Genomic DNA, 21486 nt, shown 5'->3' with positions numbered 1-21486 from the left:
CGATACAAGAACGAAACGCGGCCTGCGTGAGTGAGCGCTCGCCTGCGCGGCTCGTGCCAGCCGCGGCGGGAATTGCGGGAGAAAGGTGCGGGCCGGTCAGGCCAGCGCTTCGATGCGGATCAGCAGGTTGCGCGCATGCGAGATGAACGCGTCGTGCGTCGCGCGATCGCTGTGGACATCGAGGCCCGCCTGTTCGGCGAAGACGATCTGCTCGGTGTAGAGGTCGACGAGCGCACGGCGTGCATCAGGGGGAAGCGCGCGGATCATCGACACGATCAGCAGCTCCTGCGCGCGAAGCATGCCGGACAGCGATTGAGCGTTCATGCTGGCCTCCTCGGACGATGCGGCGGCGAGCCGCTCATTCCATACTAGGCGGTCGGCGGTCGGCGGTCGCAGTGCAGGTGCGGGACGGAGATGACGCGCGGGAATACGATTCGACGAGGCGCCCGCACGCACGCGCCGAAACGCGCCGCGTGCGTACTGCCGCAGCCGCGAATCGAAGCGTGCAGCCGGGCGAACGGAATCAGCTGGCGGTACTGGCGCTCTTGGCGGCCTGCGCATCGCGCACGACCTGCGCGACGCGTTCGACGAACTCGGCGTCGGTGCTCGACAGCGCTTCACGCTTGCCGTCGGGCATCTCGACCATCAGTCGGTACGTGATGTTTTGCGTGGCCCAGGCGAGGTAGCCGACGACGGCGAGCATCACGCCGACGACGAGCGCGGCGCTCGATGCGCCGATGCCGCCTGCGACGGCGATGGCCGCGCCGATCAGCGAGATCAGCGACGGAACGAGGCGGTTCTTCGGAATCTTGACGACATCGACGTGGCGGATGTCACGCAGTGCGAATACCTGCCCGGCGGCCGACAGGCCGTTGCGCGTGACCATGACGCCACGTTCGTTGAATGCGTTTTCCATCGTGTGTTGCGTGGACGAAAACGCGCAGCGTAGCAGGTTTCGTTGCCGCGTCAAACGAGACCGACTGCCGCACGATGCGTGCGGCATGGCCGAAAGACGGGAAGCGGGTGGAGCGGGAACGCGTTCAGAACTGCAGCCGGCCGTCGCCGTAAAGCCGGCCCGGCATGTGCGAGGCGACGACCTCGGCGATCTCTTCGTCGGTCGATTCGGCCGGCACGATCTGGCGCCGCGCCGGCGCGTCGAGATGCATCGTCCATTCGACGAGGCGATACGGGCGGCCCCATGGGCGCTGCATTTCAACCGAGACGCGGCAGCTCTGGACCGGCAGCGAGTGTTGGCACGTCAGAATCGCGTGCAGATGGCTGAAAACGGTATCTTCGATCATCATGGCCTCCGATCCTGTCTTGTGGGCAATCGATGGTGGCGCCGTCGGCGTGTCTAAAAAAAAAGCCGCCGATGCTCAGGCGGCCAACAGGGGGGGTGAGAGCATCCTCTCAGCCCAGAATTAAGCGAAACTTAAAAGCACATAAAAAAAGCGCCCCGCGTGGAGCGGGGCGCTTCTTGCCGTCGTGATCCGCGAGTTAAGCGGATGCTTTAGAACTTGTGACGGATACCGATACGTGCGGCGATCTGGTTCTTCGAACCCGTGCCCGACGTGTTGAAGTAGCTCGTGCTCGAGCCGATCTGCGCTTGCACGCCCTTGCCCGATGCCTGCTGGTACACGACCAGGCCGTACACGTCCGTACGCTTGCTGAGTGCGTAGTCGGCGATACCGTTGACCTGGTTCCAGTGCCACGAGTTGCCGCTCTGCGTCGCGTTCGTGTACGTGTAGCCGAGGCCGCCCGACAGAGCCGGCGTGAAGGCGTACTTCGCGCCTGCTTCGTAGGCGTTGTAGAACGTGCCGCCCGCGCCCGAAACGGTCGAGAACTGCGTACGCGTCCACAGCAGCCATGCCGTTGCCGGACCCCAGACGTAGCGGCCACCGACGCCGTACGTGCGCAGGTCGCGGACGTTACCCGTGCTCAGGTTCGCGATCGTCGTCGAGAATGCCGGCGACGACTGGCTCGGGAAGCGGATGTCCGTGTATGCCGCGCCGACCGACAGCGGGCCGTTCGCGTAGTTCAGGCCGAAGCTGTATGCGCGCGACGAGCCTGCGGTCGTCGTCGTGCCCGACGTCGTCGCGGCTGCGCCGGCGAAGTCCGTCGAGTTCGAGAAGCCGTACAACGCGCCGAACGTGAAGCCCGAGTAGTTCGCGCTCTGGAACTTCACGGCGTTGTTGATGCGGCTCGACGTGAGCTGGTCGATGTCGTTCACGTGGTACGCGTAGTTACCCGCGACGGTGTTGCCGCCCGTCGAGTAGTTCGAACCGAGGATGTCGGTCGAGAACGAGTACTGGCGGCCGAACGTGACCGTGCCGTATTGCGACTGGCTCAGGCCGACGTAAGCCTGGCGGCCGAAGATCGCGCCACCCTGGCCGAGCGTGCCGTTGCCGCTGTTGAAGCCGTTTTCGAGCACGAAGATCGCCTTCAGGCCGCCACCGAGGTCTTCGGTGCCGCGCAGGCCCCAACGGCTGCCCTGGGCAACGCCGTCGTCATACTTGAACAGCTTGCCCGAGCCGCCGTTGGCGGTCTTGCTGTGGTTCACGTAGCTGATACCGGCATCGATGACGCCGTACAGCGTCACGCTGCTTTGTGCGTGCGCCGTGCCGGCCGTTGCTGCCAGGGCGGCGATGGTCAACAGTTTCTTGTTCAAAGGATTCTCCGAGCGAATAAATGGCGTGTCCAGTTGCGGTTCCGGCGCTCTCTATGGGCGCTTTCACGTACCGGACGCAACTTTATCGAGGGGCCACGTAATGAATATGACAGCGACTGTCATATGAAGAATGTGTGGCGTCGATGCGACACTGAATTCTGCCCGCTTGTATAGTCGGTGGTTATACCGATTCAGACTGAGATTCGATCCGAATCAGGAATATGCACATGAAATAAGCTTGGTTGGTGGCGTTCCGGCCCCATGCCACGATCCGTGTTCCAACAAACGACACGGGACAAGAGGACACCATGCGACGTTCATTCCTGACTGGCCTCGGCGCGCTTGCTGCCGCACTGGCATTCGCGGCGCCCGGCGCGCACGCCGATTCGCAAACGCTGAAGATCGGCACGATGAGTGGCCCCGACGCGCAGATCTGGACCGAAGTGACGAAGGTCGCCGCGCGCGAAGGGCTCGCGATCAAGGTCATCGAATTCAACGACTACGTGCAGCCGAACGCGGCGCTCGATTCCGGCGACCTCGACGCGAACGGCTTCCAGCACCAGCCGTTCCTCGACAGCCAGATCAAGCAGCGCGGCTACAAGATCGTGAACGTCGGGCTCACCTACACGGCGCCGATGGGCTTCTATTCGAAGAAGATCAAGTCGCTGAAGGATTTGCCGGTGGGCGCGAAGGTCGGGATCCAGAACGATCCGTCGAACGGCAACCGCGCGCTGCTGCTGCTGCAGAAATACGGCGTGATCAAGCTGAAGCCGGGCGTCGGCACGAACGGCGTGAACGCGACGCCGCTCGACGTCGCCGAGAACCCGAAGAAGATCAAGATCGTCGAACTCGACTCCGCGCAGTTGCCGCGCGCGCTGCCCGATGTCGACGCCGCGTCGATCAACACCGACTACGCGGTGAAAGCGGGGCTCACGCCGGTGAAGGATGCGATCGCGATCGAGGACCTGCGCGGGCCGTATGCGAACCTGATCGCCGTGCGCGCGCAGGACAAGGACAAGCCGTGGGTGAAGAAGCTCGTCGCGGCCTATGAATCGGACGACGTGCGCAAGTTCATCGACCAGAAGTTCGGCGGCGCGATCGTGCCGGCGTTCTGATCGGTCTTCACGCTGAACGGCCGGCGGCCGATCGCCGGCCGCCGATGCGCTCTCCGGAAAGCAAATCGCCCGCGCAAGCGGGCGATTTCGTTGGTGCGTGCGGGCGGCGCGCAGTACGCGCCGTGACCCGGCGTGCGGGCCGGCCGCTCAGGCCGACAGCAGCGAGCCCGTGCGGATCGCGGTCGCGCCGGCGATTCGCGCGACTTCCATGCCGGCCGTCGCGAAGCGCACGATCTGGCGCGCGTACAGCACGCCCGATACGCTGCTCTTCAGCGTGACGACGCGATCGGTCAGCGGGTCGACGATGTCGGCCACGGCCTGGCCAACCTCGATCATCGCGCCGACCGGCGTACGGAACACGATCACGCCCGATACGGGGGCGACGAGCGGATCGGTGCCCGCGAGCGGTGTGGCCGGATGCGCGAGCGGCGGCAGCGGCGCCGGCGTACCGTCGACGACGCCGCGCTCGGTCAGGTATTCGACGATCGCCTGCGCATCCTTTTCGGCGAGCTCGTACGACACGTCGCGTTCGCTGCGCAGTTCCACCGTGACGGAAATCGCGCCGTTCGGGATCGGGAAGCGGTCGCCGAAGCGGCTGCGCAGATCCGACCAGCAGAAGCTGTGGATTTCGTCGAACGGATTGCCGACCGAATTCAGCGCGAGCAGCGACGCCTGTGCGTCGAGATAGCGCGACAGCGGCTCGACGTCCGGCCAGAGGTCGGGATTCGTGTAGAGGTGCATCACCGCATCGCTGTCGCAATGCAGGTCGAGCACGATATCGGCGTCGAACGACAGCTTCTGCAGCGCGAGGCGCTGCGAATCGAGCTCGGTGCGCGGCTTCTGCTCGTCGAGCGCTTCGCGCATCGCGGCGCGCACGGCGACGAGGTTGCGCTGCGCATCGTTCGTGAGGTGGTGTTCGACGCGCGGCAGCACCAGCGCCGCGAGATCGTAGAAATTGCGGTTGAAGTTCTGCATCGAGCCGAGCTCGAAGCGGCCGAGGTGATCGCCGAACACGTGCTGCGACAGGCCGATCGGGTTCGGCACGGGCACGATCACGACTTCGCCGCGCAGCTTGCCGGCCGTCTCGAGCGCCGCGATCTTGCGGCGCAGCAGCGTGGCGACCAGCATGCCGGGCAGTTCGTCCGCGTGCAGCGACGACTGGATGTAGACCTTCTTGCCGCCGCGCGGGCCGTAGTGGAAGCTCGTGATCTGGCGTTCGGTGCCGACGGCGGGGGAAATCAGCGGATGGGTCTGCGTTTGCATGATGAGGGGAGTGCGGCGCAGCCGCGAATGATCCGGTGTGCGTGGAAGATCGATTGTACGTTGCCTTCCTCACCGCCATCAAACCGGCGCCAGAGCATGCCGTTTTCCGTTGAGAATCATCAGGTTGGCGCGGAAAAAATAACATTGCGCCCGCCGCGTGCGCAAAAAAACGGGCTCCTTGCGGAGCCCGTTTCGTTGCGGCGCGTGGTGCGCCGGCTGGCCGTATTACTTGCCGTAGACGTCGAAATCGAAGTACTTCTTCGCGATCTTGTCGTACGTGCCGTCCTTGCGCATACCGGCGATCGCACCGTCGATCTTCGACTTCAGGTCGGCGTCTTCCTTGCGCAGGCCGATGCCGGCGCCGTTGCCGAGCGTCTTCGGATCGTCGATATCCTTGCCGGCGAAATCGAAGCTCGCGCCGCGCGGCGTCTTCAGGAAGCCGATCTCGGCTTGCACCGCGTCCTGCAGCGCGCCGTCCAGACGGCCCGAGATCAGGTCGGCGTAGACCTGGTCCTGGTTCTGGTAAGGCACGACGTTCACGCCCTTCGAGGCCCAGTACGTCTTCGCGTAGGTTTCCTGGATCGTGCCCTGCTCGACGCCGACCGACTTGCCCTTCAGCGATTCAGCCGTCGGCATCAGGCCGGCACCCTTCTTCGTGACGAGGCGCGTCGGCGTGTTGAACAGCTTCGCCGAGAAGGCGATCTGTTCCTGACGCGCCGGCGTCATCGACATCGACGACAGCACGCCGTCGAACTTGCGGGCCTTCAGCGCCGGGATCATCCCGTCGAAGTCGTTTTCGATCCACACGCACTTTGCGTTCATGCGGCGGCAGATTTCGTTGCCGAGATCGACGTCGAAACCCACAACCTTGCCGTCAGCGCCTTTCGATTCGAAAGGCGGGTAGCTTGCGTCGACGCCGAACCGCACGGTCGACCAGTCCTTCGCATACGCGCCGCCAGCCGATACGGCGAGCAGGGCAACGGTCACAGCCGCAAGAATCTTTTTCACCAGGTGACTCCTCGTTTTGTTCGATGGGTGCGCGGTTGTGCCGCGCCGTAAGCCTTCGGTCCGCCGCGGCTTCGCGTCGGACAGTCCGTTTCGCCCACCCGATGCGGGCGCGCGACGTGCGCAAGATTATCAAGACAAAATACCGGCAGGGCGCCTAGGACAAGCCCCGATACCGGGCCCGGCGGCGGCGCGTTGCGGGCGCCGCCGTTTCAGACACAGGAACGATTCAGCCGAGCGTTTCGTTGACCGCGCGCTGCAGGCACGTGACGAATTGCGTGACGGCCGGCGTGGGCAGCAGGTCGCGCCGCGCGATGATCGACAGGTCGAAGCGCGGCATGCTTTCGTCGAGTTCGGCCGTGCGGATGCCGAGCGGCGCGACCATCTCGGCCAGCGGGCGCGTGAAGCAGCCGATCACGTCCGAGCGCGCGACGAGCCCGAGCGTCACCGCGAACGACATCGGCGAGCGCAGCAGACGTTTCGGCAGCGGCAGCCCGTGCGCCTCGAACATCCCGACCATCACGCTGTGCGGAAACTGCTCGGCGCCGACGGTGACGATCCACTCGGCATCGAGCAGTTCCTCTAGACGGCGCGCATGCGCGAGCGGGTGACCGTCGCGCATCACGATCGTGAATTCGGTCGACAGCAGCGGCGATTGCGTGAAATCGCGGTCGAGCGCGGGCACGTGGTGCATTGCAGCGATGTCGAGCGTGCCGTTGCGCAACTGCGCGAGCGCGTCGGGCACCGTCACTTCCTCCAGGTGCAGGCTCACGTTCGGCATCGATTGGCGAAAGGCCGTGACCGCATGCGGCAGCGCGGTCAGCGCGATCGACGGCATCGTGCCGACCGCGACGCGCCCCGACATCTCGCCTTTCACCTGCTCGACGGCCTCGACCGTGCGGCGGATGTCGCCGAGCAGTTGCTCGGCGCGCGGCAGCAGCGCCTGACCGCACGCGGTCAGCTCGACGCCGCGCACGCTGCGCGCGAGCAGCTCCGCGTTGAGCGCCGTTTCGAGTTCGCGGATCGTGTGCGTGATCGCGGGCTGCGTGACGCCGAGTTCGCGCGCGGCGGCGCGCAGGCTCTTGAGGTGCGCGGCGGAGACGAACGCCTGGAGCTGCGCGATGTTCAGGGGGTTGCGGATGCGGGTCATCGGTCGGGTTCGGTTGGCGCGAAAGGGGGCGGCAGTTTGATGCTTCAGGATCGCGAACCTCGCCGTGCATCGCGCGGTGCGGCGCCGGGATCGCACGGTGACGGCGCCTGCCCTCGCGATCGTCTGGATCACGGGGATCGCGATCGCGTTGAGCGGTTACCGGTTCGGTGCGGCGTGACTGTCGGTGAAGCTTGCGGTCGTCGTCGCGCTGTCGGCGCTGCATGGCACGCTGCGGCACATGGAGCGCGACGATCTCGCGTCGTGCCGACATCGTGGCTCGGGCCGGCAGCGGTCGCGATTGTGGCTGCGACCACGCTCGTCGTCGCGCGGGTCGTGATCAAGTCGTTCCGATGGATTGTGCGCCTAAGCCAGCGCCGTCTCGACCGCCGCCAGCGTCCGGCGCCGGATCCAGCCGCTTCCCAGCCGGATCGTGAGCCAGTACGGCGTGAACAGCCAGCGCGCCCGTGCGCTCGGGCAATGAACGAAGGTTTCGGTGCGCAGCATGTGCGCACCCGATGCGAGCCCGACGACCTCGAAGCGAAGCACCAGCTTCGCATCGAGCGGGTCGTCGTGGCGCACGAAGGCCGTTGCATCGGCGATCGTGCGCACGTCGGGTGTCGGACGCCAGAAGCGGCCGACGAGGCCGAGCGACAGCGACGTGTCGTCGCGATGGAGCAGCGTGAACGAGTTGAAGCCGAAGCGTCCGCGTTCGGGGCGGACCGGCCCGTTGCGAAGCGCGCCGGCGACGGCGGCCGGGAATTCGCGCACCGTCATCAGCGCGTCGATGACGGGATCGGCGCGCATGTCGAGCGACGCGACGGCGTCGATGATGCGCGCGGGCGGCGCGCCGATCGGCTGCGATTCATGCACTTCGTGAAACCCGAACGACGGAATGAACGGCGGCTTGCGCGCCGAGGTCCGGGTGCTCGATTCGGAGACGATGCCGAGCGCGTTCATCGCGGCTCCTGGAGGGGCAAAAGCGCGATCGTAGCACCGGGCGCGGATTTGCGTCGCGCTGTTTCGGCGACGCGCATCATGCTGCGCCGCACGCACAAAAAAAGCCTGGAAACTCGCGTTCCCAGGCTTGGAGACCATCAACGATGATGGTGGAGGAGACGTTGTCGTCCCGATGCGCGCCGCCCTTCTGCAGGCGACGTCGCGCATGTTTCGCGCTCAGATGGCCCAGCCGCCGAGATAGAAGGTAACGAGCACGGCCGCGATGAGCACGGTGCCGACGTTGAGCTTGCGGAATTCGCCGCTGGCGATGCGGCCGATCACGAGCGTCGAGAAGCCGAGCATGATGCCCGTCACGATGTTCGCGGTCAGCACGATGAACACCGCGCACACGAGGCCCGACATCGCATCGACCATGTCGTCCATGTGCAGCTTGCTCACGCTGCCGAGCATCAGCAGGCCGACGTACATCAGCGCCGGTGCGGTGGCGTACGACGGCACGAGGCCCGCGAGCGGCGAGAAGAACATCACGACAAGGAACAGCAGGCCGACGACGGCGGCCGCGAGGCCCGTCTTCGCGCCGGCGGCCACGCCGACGCTCGACTCGATGTAGGCCGCTGCCGGTGCGCCGCCGAGGAAACCGGAGAAGATCGAGCTGATCGAATCGGCGGTCAGTGCGCGGCCGCCGTTGATGATGCGGCCGTTCTCGTCGAGCTGGCCGGCTTGCCCGGCGACCGCGCGGATCGTGCCGGTCGCGTCGAACACGGCAGTCATCACCAGCGCCAGCACGCTCGGCAGCACGGCCATCGACAGGGCGCCCTTGATGTCCATCGCGCCGATCAGCGAGGCGTGGCCCGGTGCGCTCAGCGACGGCAGCGCGAAGATGCCGTGGTACTTCACGGCCGGATCGAAGATCAGGCCGAAGATCGAGATCGCGATCACGACGAGCAGGATGCCGCCCGGCACGCGACGCTTCTCGAGGCCGAAGATCGCGGCAAGGCCGACGACCGACATGATGACCGGGAGTGCGGTGATCTGGCCGAGCGAGACCGGCAGGCCGGCGCCCGGGTTCTTGATCACGAGGCCGACGTCGTTCGATGCGATCAGCAGCAGGAACAGGCCGATGCCGATGCCCGTGCCGTGCGCGACGCCCGCGGGCAGGTTGCGCAGGATCCACGAACGCACGCCGGTGACCGAGATGCCCGTGAACACGAGGCCCATCAGGAACACGGCGCCGAGCGCGACCGTCGGATGCAGACCCTTGCCGAGGACGAGGCCGAACGCGGTGAACGCGGTCAGCGAGATCGCGCAGCCGATCGCGATCGGCAGCTTCGCCCACAGGCCCATCAGCAGCGAGCCGAACGCGGTGGTGAGGCAGACTGCGACGAACACGGCGCTCGTATCGAAGCCCGCCTTGCCGAACATGCCGGGCACGACGAACACGGAATAGACCATCGCGAGGAAGGTGGTGACGCCGGCAACGATCTCGGTGCGTTGCGTGCTGCCGCGCGACGAAATGCCGAAGTACCGGTCGATGACTCCCTTGGTGCCAAAGTCCGTTTCTGCCGAGCCGACGTCGACCGTCGGCTGCACCGGGGTATCACTCATGAGCTTGCTCCTTTATCAGCATGCTGAAACGGCCCGTAGCGAACCGTCGTCAGGGTGTCTCGTATCTAGTTGGGATTTGTCGGCAACGTCGTGGGGACGAATGACGCGTGATGCGTGTCGTTACGTGCGAATCGAAACGATCGCGAGGGTGTCGCGTCGGACGACGCGTGGTGTGGTCGACCCCGTCACGTGTGCTTTGCCGTAGCGAAGGTTAGGCGAGCCGCTCATCACGTCCCATCGGGGGAAGAGCATGCAGCGCATGTCGCAGCGCTTATATCGGCGTGCAACGGGGCTTCGTTGCGACGACACGCGTGTATACGCCTAGTTCGAATCCGTTAAGGCGACTATTTGAATGCGGGGTCGGCGGGCAGGGCGGAAGCGGGTGAGGCATTGAGTCTTACGAATATCTTTCATTGAAGCTGCGCACGCGCGTGAAAACGGCGGCGTACGACGCGATGCGCGGCCGTGCGCCGGCGGCACCCGGATGATACCGGTGCCGCGCGCCGGCTGCGCTCGCGCTCGTTCCGGCCCTCGTCGCGTCAATCACCCGTGAGATGCGCAAGGTACGCGCAGAACATGTCGGCGATCGCGGTCGAACAGGCGTCGATTTTCGTCGGCGTGCGCACGGTTTCGGAAAACGCCTTGCCGCCCGACGTGAGCGCCGTCTTGATCAGCTCGCAGGCGAGCGCATGCGTCGTGTCGATGTGGGTACGCCGAGCAGCCGGAACGAAAGTGTCGGCGATTTCACGCGTCCACGCATGAAAGACGGGGAAGCTGAATAAATGGAGGCGTGACGGAACGCACCGGGGTGATGCCCGGTGCCTGTGAAACCGTGCACGTCACTTCAGGAACACATAGCGCGCGAAGTACGGAAAGCGGCCGACCGCATGCTCGGTCGCGCACGTCGCGGCCGGCGGCGTGCCGCCCGCCGTGTCGAGCCGTTGCACGAAGTGCACGCCGGCGAGCGTGCCCGTGGCGGCCGGCGTCGCCGCGAGCAGCAGTTGCGGAATGCTGGCCGGGCTCGCGCTCGGCGCTTCCGCGAGTTTCTTGCCGGTAATGCGGCTGCCGTCCAGCGCTTCCCACGACGGCCCCGCGCCATGCCGCACGACGAGCGTGCCGCTGCCGTCGAACAGCATCGCTTCCGGGCGCTGGAAGGCCCACGCGAGCCGGTGGTCGGCATCGTATTCGCACGAGTAGATCTGCGCGCCGGTCGCGGTGGTCGCCAGCACCGGCGTGGCCGGCGCCGGCGGCGTGAGGCCGGCGGCCTCGTCAGCCTGGGCTGGCGCGGTGAACGCCGCCAGGGAAAGACCGGCCGCAACGGCCAGCAGCATGTCGCGTGTCGGGGAGCGGCTTGGCATGGCGGGGCGTCCTTTCAGGTCGGGTGACGGTCGTGCGGAGTCGATCCCGTCAACGTTAGACGCCGAATCCGCGGGCTGCAATGCGGAAATGACAATCGCGGCGATAGCGGCCGCGATTGTCGGGGGGCGGATGCGCGATCAGCGGATCGCGACCGGGTTGATGTTGACCTGCGTGGAGCCGACGTACAGCGGCTGGCCGAGCACGAACAGGAATTCCCACGCCTTGTCGCGCACCAGCGCACGGCTGTCGATCAGCTCCAGGTTGTAGATGCCGCGCTTCGCGAGCATGTACTGGTTGATCGGGAATTCGTCCTGCGTGTGCGGATTCGGATAGACCTCCGACGCCCACGTATCGCCGCCGAACGCGACGATTCCCTGGTCAGCCAGCCACTTCGCGGCTTCCATGCCGATACCGGGCTCGACTTCGAGGAACTGCTTGTTGTCCTTGCCGATCAGCTCCAGCCAGCCGGTGTTGAACAGCACGACGTCGCCCTTGCGCAGCGTCAGCCCCTGCTTCTTCAGCACGGCCTGGATGTCGGCGACCGTGAACTCGGTGCCGCCCGGCACGATCGGCTTGCCGTAGTAGGCGGTCATGTCGAGCACGACGCCGCGCGTGACGATCGGCGGCACCTTCTCGACGCCGAGCTTCTTCACGCCGTCGACGGTCACGAAATCGGCCGCCCGGTTGCCGTTGTAGTACACGTTGTCGATGCCGATGTGGCCGATGCCGTTGAGCTGCGTGCCGACGCCGGTCCACGCGTTGACGAGCTCGTCGTTGAACGTGAACTTGTTCGGGCCGAGGCTCTTGCCGGCCTGCTGGCCGACCTGCACGTTGTACAGCCGGAAGCTGCGGTGGCGGAATGCCGGCAGGTTCTTGTCCACCGGCACGGCCAGCGGATAGGTCTTGCCGGCCTTCACGAGGCCGACGGCCTGCTTGATGACGTCGGGCGTCAGCAGGTTGGCCGCGCCGATTTCGTCGTTCGCGCCATAGACGGACGGATACCAGTCTGCACCCGGTGCGGACGGCGCGGCGTGGGCCGCCTGCGCGGCCGCGAACGGCAGGATCGCGGCGAGCGCGAGCCGGGCGAGCGTTGCTTTCATGAGGAACTCCTGTGAATCGTTACGCCGCGGCTTGCGCGAGCGTCGGATAGTCGGTCAGGCCCTGTGCACCACCGCCGAACAGCGTGTTGCGATCGTGCGGCGTGAGCGTGGCGCCGGTGCGCAGGCGCTCGGGCAGGTCGGGGTTCGCGACGAACGGGCGGCCGAAGGCGACGAGATCGGCCCAGCCGGCGGCGATCGCTTCGCGTGCGCGCTCGGCGGTGTACGCGCCGGCGTAGATCAGCACGCCCGGGTAGGCGGCGCGCAGTTGCTGCTTGAATGCGACCGGCATCAGCGGCGCGTCGTCCCAGTCGGCTTCCGCGATGTGCAGGTAGCCGACGCCGAGTTCGCCGAGCAGCGTCGCGGCCGCGAGGTAGGTCGTTTCCGGATCGTCGTCGACGCAGCCGTTCAGAGTGGTCAGCGGCGCGAGGCGGATGCCGACACGCGATGCGTCGCCGGTGCCGTCGATCAGCGCCTGCGTGACTTCACGCAGGAAGCGCAGCCGGTTCTCCAGTGAGCCGCCGTATTGATCGGTACGCGTGTTCGCGTTCGAATCGATGAACTGGTTCACGAGGTAGCCATTCGCGCCGTGCAGCTCGACGCCGTCGAAGCCGGCCTCGATCGCGTTGCGCGCGGCGGCGCGGTACTGGTCGACGATCCCGCGGATTTCGTCGACCGACAGTGCGCGCGGCTCGGATGCCTGCACGAAGCCCGGCGTGCTGCCGTCTTCACCGGCGACGAACACGTTCACGCCCTTCGCCTGGATCGGCGACGACGAGACGGGTTGCGCGCCGCCGAGCAGGCTCGTGTGGCTCAACCGGCCGACGTGCCACAGCTGCGCGAAGATGCGGCCGTGCGCGGCATGCACGGCGTCCGTCACCTTGCGCCAGCCGGCGACTTGCGACGGCGTGTGAATGCCGGGCGTCCATGCGTAGCCCTTGCCGAGCGGCGCGATGTAGGTGCCTTCGCTGACGATCAGGCCCGCACTCGCGCGCTGCGCGTAATACGCGGCCATCAGTTCGTTGGCTTCGTCGCCGGGCTGGCTGGCGCGCGAACGCGTCATCGGCGGCATCACGATGCGGTTCGGCAGCGTCAGCGCGCCGAATTGCAGCGGTTGGAAAAGCGGGTCCTGGGTCATGATGGTGTCCTGTCGGTGCCGCGGCCGGCGGGCCGCGGCTGGATCGATTGAAGGTGCGACGCGCTTAGTCCCACTTCGGCGCGAGGCCGGCCGGGTCGACTTCGCGGCCGTTGCGCTCGAGCGCGGCGATTTGCGCCATGTCGTCGTCGGTCAGGCGCAGCGTCTGCGCGAGCAGGTTGCTTGCGAGGTTCTCGCGCTTCGTCGACGACGGAATCACCGAGTAGCCGAGCTGCAGCGCCCAGGCGAGTGCGACTTGCGCCGGCGTCGCGTTGTGACGCTGTGCGATCGCGCCGATCACCGGGTCGCCGAGCACCTTGCCGTACGCGAGCGTCATGTACGACGTCACGTGGATGCCTTCGGCGTTCAGGAATTCGACGAGCTTGCGGTTCTGCAGGTACGGGCTCAGTTCGATCTGGTTCGTCGCGATCGCATCCTTGCCGACGGCCGCGATCGCTTCCTTCGTCAGTTCGATGTTGAAGTTCGAGATGCCGATCTGGCGCGTGAGGCCCTTCGCCTTTGCGTCGGCGAGCGCGGTCATGAACGCCTGGATCGACACGCCGTTGCCGGGGGCCGGCCAGTGGATCAGCGTCAGGTCGACGGTGTCGGTACGCAGCTTGCGCAGGCTTTCTTCCAGGCTCGCGACCAGCTTTTCCGGGGCGTAGTTGTCGACCCAGATCTTCGTGGTCAGGAACAGGTCTTCGCGGCGCACGCCCGATGCGGCGATCGCTTCGCCGACTTCGGCTTCGTTGCCGTAGATCTGCGCGGTGTCGATCGCGCGGTAGCCGACGTCGAGGCCGTTGCGGACCGAGTCGATGACAACCTGGCCTTGCAGGCGGAAAGTACCGAGGCCGAATGCGGGAATCTTGCTCATCATGTGCTCCTGGGAGGGGTGGAACGGTTGCGGTATGGGAGTCATTCTGGCGCTTGAGACTGATGAGATAAACGCCTTTAGAGGTCAAAAATATTTGATTTAAATTCAAATATTGATTGTGCCGCGGGCTCGCCGAAGGCCGTTGCCGGCCTTATGCGGCGCGCGTCTGCGCGTTCGTCTTCGGATGGAATTCGGGCAGCACGTCCGACGCGATCTCGGCCATCGTCTCGTCGAGCGGGCGGCGGTTGCGGCGGAAATGCAGGCCGATGTGCCGCACGCCCGCGTCGCGCATCGCCGCGAGTTCCTCCGTCAGCGCGAGGCGGCCGGCTCGCGCGCCGAAGCGGTGCCGCTGCAGCGGCTCGTGCGGATCTTCCGCGAGGTCCAGGTGGATGAAGCTCACGTATGGCTTGTCGCCGGCCACCGCGCGCCAGTTCGCGGCGCGCTGCGCGTGGTCGGCAGGCGTGCCCGGATACGCGAGGCAGCCGTCCATGTGCTCGCCGATCCACGCGGGCGTCTGCTGCGCGAGACCCGCGACGAGCAGCGGCACCGGTGAACGGGCGGCCGGCAGCACGTCGAGGCCGGGCGGCAGGTGTCCGCGCGCGCCGTCGCGCAGCAGTGCGATCTGGTCGCGGAAATTCGCACCGCGCGTCGCGAAGTCGCGGCCGAACAGCGGATATTCGACCGGCCGGTCGCCGCTCGCGACGCCGAGCATCAGGCGCCCGCCGCTCAGCTCCTGGATCGTCGCGGCCGATTTCAGCGTCAACAGCGGCTCGCGCAGCGGCAGCACGACGGCCGCCGTGCCGAGCAGGATGTCGTTCGTGATGCCGGCCAGGTAGCCGAGATACGAGAACGTTTCGAACACCTGCGCGGCGTCGCCGAACGATGGGTCGTACACCGGCACGTCGCGCACCCAGAGTGCGCGGAAGCCGAGCGTGTCGGCCAGCTGCGCGAGCTCCGCGTGGATCTCCAGGTCGGGCACGCCGGGGCGGCGGCCCTGGTGCTGGCGCTTCGCGTCGCCGGCCGGCGACCAGTCGTTGTCGAGCGGTAGCTCGATGCCGACGCTGAAGCCGCCGTCGGCGAGTTTCTCGAGTGAAGTGGACATGTCGGGCTCCGTTCAGACCGCGCGCAGGCTGCCTTCGAGGCGGTAGAAATCGAGCGACGACGCGGTGAAGAACGAGCGCGACGTGCCGGCGGCGAAATCGTCGATGTGCACGACCGTCGCGCGGTCGGCTTCCTGCCACGAGATCGCGTAGGTGTCGCCGGCGACGGGCTGCCACGTGTATTCGACTTCACCCTTCGCGCCCGCGTACGGGCCTTCGGTGATCTCGTAGCGCATGTGGAGGCCGTCCTCGTCGTACGCGTTGAGCGCGGTGAGGCCGTCGTAACGGACTTCGAATGTCTTGCCGGCGAACGGCGGACGTTGGGTCGATGCGTTCATGCTGAATGGCTCCTGCAAAAAAGTGACGTTCAATGGGCGAGTTCGACGGGTTCGGCCGTGCGTTCCGGCAGCCCGTGGCGGCGGTCGAGACGGCCGCTCAGTGCGGTGAGCGCGAATGCGCCGAGCGTGACGACGGCGGCGATCCACGGCGTGTGGCCGAGGCCGACGTTCGCGACGATCAGGCCGCCGAGCGACGAGCCGCCGGCCACGCCGAGGTTGAAGGCGGCGATGTTGAAGCCCGATGCGACGTCGGTGGCGTCCGGCGCGAAGTGGCGCGCCTGCTTGACGACGTACACCTGCAGCCCCGGCACGTTGCCGAACGCGACTGCGCCCCAGGCGAGCATCGTCAGCACGGCGAGCCATTTCACGTGGATCGTGAAGGTCAGCGCGAGCAGCACGATCGCGAGCAGCAGGAAGATTCGCTTGAGCGCTTTCACGGGGCCGACGGCGTCCGCGAGCTTGCCGCCCCACACGTTGCCGAACGCGACCGACACGCCGTAGCCGACGAGCACGAGGCTGACCTGCGACGGCGTGAAGCCGGCGATCTGTTCGAGCAGCGGCGCCATGTACGTGAACGCGATCAGCGAGCCGCCGTAGCCGACGGCCGTCATCGCGAAGACGAGCAGCAGGCGCGGCTGGGCCAGCACGCGCAGTTGGCGGGCGAGCGGCGCCGGCGGCGTCTGCGGCAGCCCGCGCGGCACGAAGGCGACTGCGCCGAGGAACGCGACGAGGCCGAACAGCGCGACGATCAGGAACGTCGCGCGCCAGCCGAAGTGCTGGCCGATGAAGGTGCCGAGCGGAATCCCGGCGACGAACGCGACGGTCATCCCGCTGAACATCGTCGCGATCGCGCTGGCGGCCTTGTCCTTCGGCACGAGCGTGGTCGCGATGATCGAGCCGACCGAGAAGAACACGCCGTGCGCGAGGCCGGTGAGGACGCGCGCGACGATCAGCGATTCGTAGCTCGGCGCCTGCCAGGCGACGAGGTTGCCGACGGTGAAGAGCGCCATCAGCCCGGCGAGCAGCGTCTTGCGCGGCACGCGGCCGGTGAGCGCGGTGAGCAGCGGCGCGCCGATGGCGACGCTAAGCGCATAGAGGCTGACGAGCAGGCCGGCCGACGGCAGGCTGACGCCGAGATCGGCGCCGATCGTCGGGATCAGCCCGACGATCACGAATTCGGTCGTGCCGATGGCAAAGGCGCTGATGGTCAGCGCAAGCAGGGCGAGTGGCATGATGGGATCCAGGTTCCAGTAAGGATGGATCGCAGTGTGCCGGCTTTACTTTTGCGGAAAAACTGGTCTATAAACCAAATAGTTTTGATTTCAGATCAACAATGAAGATCACGCTCGACGAACTCCAGGCCTTTGCCGCCGTGGTCGACACCGGTTCGATCACCGCCGCGGCCCAGCAACTCGACCTCACCGTGTCGGCGACGAGCCGCACGCTCGCGCGGCTCGAGGAGAAGCTGAAAACCACGCTGCTGCGCCGGACCACGCGCCGGCTCGAACTGACCGAGGAAGGGCGTGCGTTCCTGCAGGACACGCGCGCGATCATCGAATCGGTCGAGAGCGCGGAGGAGCAGATGCTCGCGCGGCGCGAGATGCCGTCGGGGCGGCTGCGCGTCGACGCCGCGACGCCGTTCATGCTGCACGTGATCGTGCCGCTCGTGCGCGGCTATCGCGAACGTTTCCCGAAGGTCGAGCTGGAGCTGAACAGCAACGAGGGCATCATCGACCTGCTGGAGCGGCGCACCGATGTCGCGATCCGGATCGGCCGGCTGAAGGATTCGACGCTGCACAGCCGGCGCATCGGCAACAGCCGGCTGCGCATCCTCGCGAGCCCCGCGTATCTCGAAGCGCACGGCCAGCCGCGCAAGGTCGAGGATCTCGACAAGCACTCGCTGCTCGGCTTCACGCAGCCCGAATCGCTGAACGTGTGGCCGATCCTCGGCACCGACGGCGAAGCGTGCCGCATCGAGCCGGACATCTGTTCGTCGAGCGGCGAGACGCTGCGGCAGCTCGCGCTGGAGGGCGCGGGCGTCGCCTGCCTGTCGGATTTCATGACCGCGCAGGATCGCGAGGCGGGGCGGCTCGTGCAGGTGCTCGCGCGCCAGACGCTCGAGGTCGAGCAGCCGATCCATGCGGTGTACTACCGCAATACCGCGATCTCGTCGCGGATCGCGTCGTTCGTCGACTACATGATCGAGGTGCTGGGCGGCGGCAGTGGCAGCAGCGATGCGCCGGCGCGGCGCAAGGCCGCGTGGATGGAGCCGCGGTAGCCGCGGGCCCGCGGGGAAGACGGGGCCGGCGACACCCCGGGTGATCGGGCGTGCCGCGCGGGCGGCACGCCGTCGTGCAGCCGTTACGCCTCTTCGGCCCAGGACATTCCGTCGCGCGCGAGCAGCGCCGACGAAGCGGCGGGCCCGAACGTGCCGGCCGTGTACAGGCGCGGCCGGTCGCCGAGCTGCTTCCAGCCGTCGAGGATCGGCTCGACCCACGTCCAGGCGGCTTCGAGTTCGTCGCGACGCATGAAGTGCGTGAGGCGGCCGCGGATCACGTCGATCAGCAGCCGTTCGTACGCTTCCGCGCGCCGCTCCGGAATCGCCTGCTGCAGGTCGAGGTTCAGGTTGACCGGCACCATGTTCATCCCGCTGCCCGGCTCCTTCGCGAGCATCTGCAGCTGAATCGACTCTTCCGGCTGGAGCTGGATCACGAGGCGGTTGCCGTAATGGCGCGGGCCGGTCGGGATGATCGAGAACGGCATGTCGGCGAACTCGACCACGATTTCCGACTGGCGGCGCTGCAGCCGCTTGCCGGTGCGCAGGAAGAACGGCACGTTCGCCCAGCGCCAGTTGTTGATGTGCGCGCGCAGCGCGACGAAGGTTTCCGCACGGCTCTCCGCCGGCACGTTGTCTTCCTCGAGATAACCCTTCACCGGCTGGCCGTCGACCGCGCCGGCCGTGTACTGGCCGCGCACGGTGTCGCGCGCGACGTCCGACAGCGACATCGGCCGCAGCGAGCGCAGCACCTTCAGCTTCTCGTCGCGCACCGCGTCCGGATCGAGCGACACGGGCGGCTCCATCGCGACGATGCACAGCAGCTGCAGCAGGTGGTTCTGCACCATGTCGCGCAGCGCGCCCGTATGGTCGTAGAAGCCCGCGCGGCTGCCGACGCCCACCGTTTCCGCCACGGTGATCTGCACGCTGCGAATGTTCGGCGCCTGCCACAGCGGCCCGAAGATCGGGTTGCCGAAGCGCAGGACCATCAGGTTCTGCACGGTTTCCTTGCCGAGATAGTGGTCGATCCGATAGATCTGCGATTCCTCGAAGTGCTTGCCGACCGCATTGTTGATCGCCTTCGCCGACGCGAGATCGTGGCCCAGCGGCTTCTCGAGGACGACGCGCGAGCGCGCGTCGACGAGGTGCGCGGCCGACAGGTTGTCGCAGATCGTCGTGAACAGCTCCGGCGACGTCGACAGGTAGAACACGCGGATCGCATCGCCGCGCGCTGCTTCGGCGAGCCGCAGGTAGTCTTCCGGCGCGTTCACGTCGATCAGCACGTACTTGAAGAGATCGAGGAAGCGGCTCCACGCATCGGCGTCGAACGCCTTCTCGTCGATGAAGGGGCGCGACTGCTCCTCCATGAACGCGCGATAGCCGTCGATGCCCCAGTCGCGGCGGCCGACGGCGATGATGCGCGTCTCGGGCGGAAGGTTGCAGTGCAGGTGCGCCATGTACAGCGCGGGCAACAGCTTGCGGGCGGCCAGGTCGCCGCCGCCGCCGAAGATGATCATGTCGACAGGCCGGTCGGCCGCGGTCTGGGTAGGCTGATTCGTCATGGGAGGTTCGCGGTTTGAAACGGTGAACGTGAAACGAACATCGAGGCACCGGGCGCCGATACGTGAACGCACCAGTACGTGAAAACGCTAATAGTGCACGGTTTTGATGGTTTGCGTATGCGTTCCGCCGGATGTAACAGGGCTTGCATTTCACATGATCGCCCTATTATGATTGAGCGCTCACTCATTAAAGGAATCGAACGTGGCCCGACCGCGCAGTCCCGACAAGCACGAAGCCATCCTCGCCGCCGCCGCCCGCGCGCTCGCCGAGGACGGCGCGACCGCGACGACCGCACGCATCGCGCGGCTCGCCGGCGTGGCGGAAGGCACGGTGTTCACGTATTTCGAGACCAAGGATGCGTTGCTGAACGCGCTGTACCTCAGCCTGAAGGCCGAGATGCGCGAGGCGATGGTGACCGGGTTTCCGGAGCACGCGCCGGTCGAGCAGGCCGTGCGGCATGCGTGGAACGGCTATGTGTCGTGGGGCGTCGCGAATCCGGACGGGCGGCGCGCGCTGCAGCAGCTAGGCGTGAGCGGGCGCATCGACGACGTGCATCGCGCGGCCGGCGCCGAAGGCTTCGGCGGAATCAACGCATTGCTGCGCGAGCAGGTTGCTGTGTCGGGCGCGCTGAACCGCGACGAGGCGTATGGGTTCTGCGCGGCGCTGTTCATGTCGATCGCGGAAACGGCGATGGAGTCGATCGCGCGCGATCCGGCGCGGGCCGATGCGTACCGGGAATCCGGGTTTCGAGCGTTGTGGGCCGTGCTGCACGCGGTGTGAGTCGGGGATTGCCGTCGTGGCGGTACGTGCGGCTGCGCGCCGCGGCGGCTGGAAGTGAGTGCTAGGCAGGGCGATGCAGGTCATGAGGGACCGGTACTTCGCCCATATTAATGAGTGAGTAATCATTCATTTTATGATTTCACCACGATCAAGGAGTGGAAAATGTCGAAAGTCTGGTTGGTAACGGGGGCCGCGCGCGGCCTGGGGCGAGCGATTTCGGAAGCGGTTCTCGCGGCGGGCGACCGGCTGGTGGCAGGCGCACGCGATCCCGCGCGGCTGGCCGATCTGGTCGAGCGTTATGGCGACCGGCTGCTGCCGGTCGAACTCGACGTCACCGACGAAGCGGCGGCCGCGCGTGCGGTCGCGGCGGCACGCGCGGCGTTCGGCCGTATCGACGTACTGGTGAACAACGCGGGTTACGGCCATACGGCGCCGTTCGAGCAGATGGGCGCCGACGACTTCCGCGACCAGATCGAAACGAACCTGTTCGGCGTGGTCAACCTGACGCGCGCGGTGCTGCCGACGCTGCGCGCGCAGCGTGCGGGGCACATCTTCCAGGTGTCGTCGGTCGGCGGGCGCACGTCGATGGCCGGGTTGTCCGCCTATCAGGCGGCGAAATGGGCGGTCGGCGGCTTCAGCGACGTGCTCGCGAAGGAAGTCGCACCGTTCGGCGTGCGCGTGTGCACGCTCGAGCCGGGCGGGATGCGTACCGACTGGGCCGCGCAGGCGAAGCGCGGCGTCGACGATCTGCTGCCCGACTACCAGCCGTCGGTCGGGACGATGCTCGACCTGCTCGGCGCGTACGGCGGCCACGAGGCCGGCGATCCGGCGCGGATCGCGGCGCTGATCGTCGACCTGTCGCGCCGCGACGACGTGCCGCTGCGTCTGCTGCTCGGCGGCGACGCGCTCTATGTGTGCGAACAGGCGGAAACGCAGCGTGCGGAAGAAGCGGCGCGGTGGCGCGATGCGACGCTGTCGACGATGTTCCCGGATGCGAAGCTGCCGGACGGGCTGGATGCGCTGAAGGCGACGGACTGAGCGGCGCTGTTGGTGCTGCCCGGCTGTTCGAATCGCTTTGCACGGAAGTCGTGCCGGCAATGGGGCGAACGGACAGCCGGGTCGATGCCCGTACAAACCCTGATTAAAAAGGTTCATCGCGGATTACCGGGGAACGCGGCACGGATTTTGAGGAAGAAGTATTC

21 protein-coding genes and 2 pseudogenes are annotated in these 21486 nt (G+C 66.7%); 5 read left to right on the top strand and 18 right to left on the bottom strand.

What is annotated here, in order from left to right:
* Window positions 1-96: 96 nt before the first annotated feature.
* The 4 genes from U5809_RS14520 to U5809_RS14505 all read right to left on the bottom strand — a co-directional run bounded on the left by U5809_RS14520 (window position 97) and on the right by U5809_RS14505 (window position 2668).
* On the bottom strand, window positions 97-324 hold the full coding sequence (locus U5809_RS14520; RefSeq protein WP_282508361.1) for a hypothetical protein: 228 nt from the start codon (window positions 322-324) through the stop codon (window positions 97-99).
* A gap of 199 nt (window positions 325-523) precedes the next feature.
* Entirely contained in the window at window positions 524-916 is a 393-nt protein-coding gene (locus U5809_RS14515; protein WP_322087021.1) for a DUF6232 family protein, read from the bottom strand.
* Between the two features lie 124 nt (window positions 917-1040).
* A complete protein-coding gene (locus tag U5809_RS14510) occupies window positions 1041-1301 on the bottom strand; it encodes a DUF2866 domain-containing protein (protein WP_322087209.1) in 261 nt (86 codons plus the stop codon).
* Window positions 1302-1510: 209 nt separating this feature from the next.
* On the bottom strand, window positions 1511-2668 hold the full coding sequence (locus U5809_RS14505; RefSeq protein WP_282508363.1) for a porin: 1158 nt from the start codon (window positions 2666-2668) through the stop codon (window positions 1511-1513).
* 308 nt (window positions 2669-2976) lie between these two features.
* Between U5809_RS14505 and U5809_RS14500 the strand changes: the two genes are divergently transcribed.
* Window positions 2977-3783, top strand: coding sequence for a MetQ/NlpA family ABC transporter substrate-binding protein (locus U5809_RS14500; RefSeq protein WP_176047619.1), 807 nt, complete (start codon window positions 2977-2979; stop codon window positions 3781-3783).
* Between the two features lie 147 nt (window positions 3784-3930).
* Here the strand turns inward: U5809_RS14500 and U5809_RS14495 are convergent, their stop codons facing one another.
* The 3 genes from U5809_RS14495 to U5809_RS14485 all read right to left on the bottom strand — a co-directional run bounded on the left by U5809_RS14495 (window position 3931) and on the right by U5809_RS14485 (window position 7201).
* Window positions 3931-5046, bottom strand: a complete 1116-nt coding sequence (locus tag U5809_RS14495; RefSeq protein ID WP_322087020.1) for a succinylglutamate desuccinylase/aspartoacylase family protein — start codon at window positions 5044-5046, stop codon at window positions 3931-3933.
* A gap of 225 nt (window positions 5047-5271) precedes the next feature.
* Window positions 5272-6054 (bottom strand): ABC transporter substrate-binding protein, encoded by a 783-nt coding sequence (locus U5809_RS14490; protein WP_282508364.1) that lies wholly within the window; start codon window positions 6052-6054, stop codon window positions 5272-5274.
* Window positions 6055-6280: 226 nt separating this feature from the next.
* Window positions 6281-7201, bottom strand: coding sequence for a LysR family transcriptional regulator (locus tag U5809_RS14485; RefSeq protein ID WP_322087019.1), 921 nt, complete (start codon window positions 7199-7201; stop codon window positions 6281-6283).
* A gap of 46 nt (window positions 7202-7247) precedes the next feature.
* Here U5809_RS14485 and U5809_RS14480 point away from each other — a divergent pair.
* A pseudogene (locus tag U5809_RS14480) lies at window positions 7248-7549 on the top strand (hypothetical protein); the annotation flags it as partial.
* A 15-nt stretch (window positions 7550-7564) separates the two neighbouring features.
* On the opposite strand, the gene U5809_RS14475 reads toward U5809_RS14480, so the two are convergent.
* The 10 genes and pseudogenes from U5809_RS14475 to U5809_RS14430 form a co-directional block, all read right to left on the bottom strand.
* Entirely contained in the window at window positions 7565-8158 is a 594-nt protein-coding gene (locus U5809_RS14475; RefSeq protein ID WP_322087018.1) for a hypothetical protein, read from the bottom strand.
* 216 nt (window positions 8159-8374) lie between these two features.
* Window positions 8375-9763, bottom strand: a complete 1389-nt coding sequence (locus tag U5809_RS14470; RefSeq protein WP_059238711.1) for an NCS2 family permease — start codon at window positions 9761-9763, stop codon at window positions 8375-8377.
* Between the two features lie 539 nt (window positions 9764-10302).
* Window positions 10303-10464 (bottom strand): annotated as a pseudogene (locus tag U5809_RS14465) (TetR/AcrR family transcriptional regulator); the annotation flags it as partial.
* A 138-nt stretch (window positions 10465-10602) separates the two neighbouring features.
* Window positions 10603-11121: a DUF3455 domain-containing protein gene (locus U5809_RS14460; RefSeq protein ID WP_322087017.1), complete on the bottom strand. Its 519-nt coding sequence runs from the start codon at window positions 11119-11121 to the stop codon at window positions 10603-10605.
* A gap of 138 nt (window positions 11122-11259) precedes the next feature.
* Complete coding sequence (locus tag U5809_RS14455) at window positions 11260-12222, bottom strand: cyclase family protein (protein ID WP_322087016.1); 963 nt, start codon at window positions 12220-12222, stop codon at window positions 11260-11262.
* Between the two features lie 19 nt (window positions 12223-12241).
* Window positions 12242-13357: an alkene reductase gene (locus U5809_RS14450; protein WP_322087015.1), complete on the bottom strand. Its 1116-nt coding sequence runs from the start codon at window positions 13355-13357 to the stop codon at window positions 12242-12244.
* A gap of 64 nt (window positions 13358-13421) precedes the next feature.
* Window positions 13422-14228, bottom strand: a complete 807-nt coding sequence (dkgB, locus tag U5809_RS14445) for a 2,5-didehydrogluconate reductase DkgB (RefSeq protein ID WP_322087014.1) — start codon at window positions 14226-14228, stop codon at window positions 13422-13424.
* A gap of 151 nt (window positions 14229-14379) precedes the next feature.
* Window positions 14380-15330: an LLM class oxidoreductase gene (locus U5809_RS14440; protein WP_322087013.1), complete on the bottom strand. Its 951-nt coding sequence runs from the start codon at window positions 15328-15330 to the stop codon at window positions 14380-14382.
* 12 nt (window positions 15331-15342) lie between these two features.
* A complete protein-coding gene (locus tag U5809_RS14435) occupies window positions 15343-15666 on the bottom strand; it encodes a MoaF-related domain-containing protein (protein ID WP_322087012.1) in 324 nt (107 codons plus the stop codon).
* 29 nt (window positions 15667-15695) lie between these two features.
* Entirely contained in the window at window positions 15696-16898 is a 1203-nt protein-coding gene (locus U5809_RS14430) for an MFS transporter (protein WP_282508380.1), read from the bottom strand.
* Window positions 16899-16999: 101 nt separating this feature from the next.
* Between U5809_RS14430 and U5809_RS14425 the strand changes: the two genes are divergently transcribed.
* Window positions 17000-17944, top strand: coding sequence for a LysR family transcriptional regulator (locus U5809_RS14425; protein WP_322087011.1), 945 nt, complete (start codon window positions 17000-17002; stop codon window positions 17942-17944).
* An 83-nt stretch (window positions 17945-18027) separates the two neighbouring features.
* Here U5809_RS14425 and zwf read toward each other — a convergent pair whose 3' ends face one another.
* Entirely contained in the window at window positions 18028-19503 is a 1476-nt protein-coding gene (zwf, locus tag U5809_RS14420) for a glucose-6-phosphate dehydrogenase (protein WP_282508383.1), read from the bottom strand.
* Window positions 19504-19705: 202 nt separating this feature from the next.
* On the opposite strand from zwf, the gene U5809_RS14415 reads away from it, so the two are divergent.
* Together U5809_RS14415 and U5809_RS14410 are read left to right on the top strand one after the other, a co-directional pair.
* Complete coding sequence (locus U5809_RS14415) at window positions 19706-20284, top strand: TetR/AcrR family transcriptional regulator (RefSeq protein ID WP_322087010.1); 579 nt, start codon at window positions 19706-19708, stop codon at window positions 20282-20284.
* 162 nt (window positions 20285-20446) lie between these two features.
* A complete protein-coding gene (locus U5809_RS14410) occupies window positions 20447-21322 on the top strand; it encodes an SDR family NAD(P)-dependent oxidoreductase (protein ID WP_322087009.1) in 876 nt (291 codons plus the stop codon).
* The last annotated feature ends 164 nt before the right edge of the window (window positions 21323-21486 follow it).

This window comes from Burkholderia sp. BCC1999 (assembly GCF_905339975.1).
Classification (GTDB): Bacteria; Pseudomonadota; Gammaproteobacteria; order Burkholderiales; family Burkholderiaceae; genus Burkholderia.
Note: the sequence above shows the minus strand (reverse complement) of the source record. Positions and strands in the feature narration are given on the sequence as shown.

Excerpts from the sequence above, each read along its gene's own strand:
- U5809_RS14470 (WP_059238711.1), bottom strand. The coding sequence starts at position 9,763 with ATGAGTGATACCCCGGTGCAGCCGACGGTCGACGTCGGCTCGGCAGAA.
- dkgB (WP_322087014.1), bottom strand. The coding sequence starts at position 14,228 with ATGAGCAAGATTCCCGCATTCGGCCTCGGTACTTTCCGCCTGCAAGGC.
- U5809_RS14475 (WP_322087018.1), bottom strand. The coding sequence starts at position 8,158 with ATGAACGCGCTCGGCATCGTCTCCGAATCGAGCACCCGGACCTCGGCG.
- U5809_RS14455 (WP_322087016.1), bottom strand. The coding sequence starts at position 12,222 with ATGAAAGCAACGCTCGCCCGGCTCGCGCTCGCCGCGATCCTGCCGTTC.
- U5809_RS14510 (WP_322087209.1), bottom strand. The coding sequence starts at position 1,301 with ATGATCGAAGATACCGTTTTCAGCCATCTGCACGCGATTCTGACGTGC.
- U5809_RS14410 (WP_322087009.1), top strand. The coding sequence starts at position 20,447 with ATGTCGAAAGTCTGGTTGGTAACGGGGGCCGCGCGCGGCCTGGGGCGA.
- U5809_RS14485 (WP_322087019.1), bottom strand. The coding sequence starts at position 7,201 with ATGACCCGCATCCGCAACCCCCTGAACATCGCGCAGCTCCAGGCGTTC.
- U5809_RS14425 (WP_322087011.1), top strand. The coding sequence starts at position 17,000 with ATGAAGATCACGCTCGACGAACTCCAGGCCTTTGCCGCCGTGGTCGAC.
- U5809_RS14450 (WP_322087015.1), bottom strand. The coding sequence starts at position 13,357 with ATGACCCAGGACCCGCTTTTCCAACCGCTGCAATTCGGCGCGCTGACG.
- U5809_RS14520 (WP_282508361.1), bottom strand. The coding sequence starts at position 324 with ATGAACGCTCAATCGCTGTCCGGCATGCTTCGCGCGCAGGAGCTGCTG.
- U5809_RS14440 (WP_322087013.1), bottom strand. The coding sequence starts at position 15,330 with ATGTCCACTTCACTCGAGAAACTCGCCGACGGCGGCTTCAGCGTCGGC.
- U5809_RS14500 (WP_176047619.1), top strand. The coding sequence starts at position 2,977 with ATGCGACGTTCATTCCTGACTGGCCTCGGCGCGCTTGCTGCCGCACTG.
- U5809_RS14515 (WP_322087021.1), bottom strand. The coding sequence starts at position 916 with ATGGAAAACGCATTCAACGAACGTGGCGTCATGGTCACGCGCAACGGC.
- U5809_RS14460 (WP_322087017.1), bottom strand. The coding sequence starts at position 11,121 with ATGCCAAGCCGCTCCCCGACACGCGACATGCTGCTGGCCGTTGCGGCC.
- zwf (WP_282508383.1), bottom strand. The coding sequence starts at position 19,503 with ATGACGAATCAGCCTACCCAGACCGCGGCCGACCGGCCTGTCGACATG.
- U5809_RS14430 (WP_282508380.1), bottom strand. The coding sequence starts at position 16,898 with ATGCCACTCGCCCTGCTTGCGCTGACCATCAGCGCCTTTGCCATCGGC.
- U5809_RS14435 (WP_322087012.1), bottom strand. The coding sequence starts at position 15,666 with ATGAACGCATCGACCCAACGTCCGCCGTTCGCCGGCAAGACATTCGAA.
- U5809_RS14495 (WP_322087020.1), bottom strand. The coding sequence starts at position 5,046 with ATGCAAACGCAGACCCATCCGCTGATTTCCCCCGCCGTCGGCACCGAA.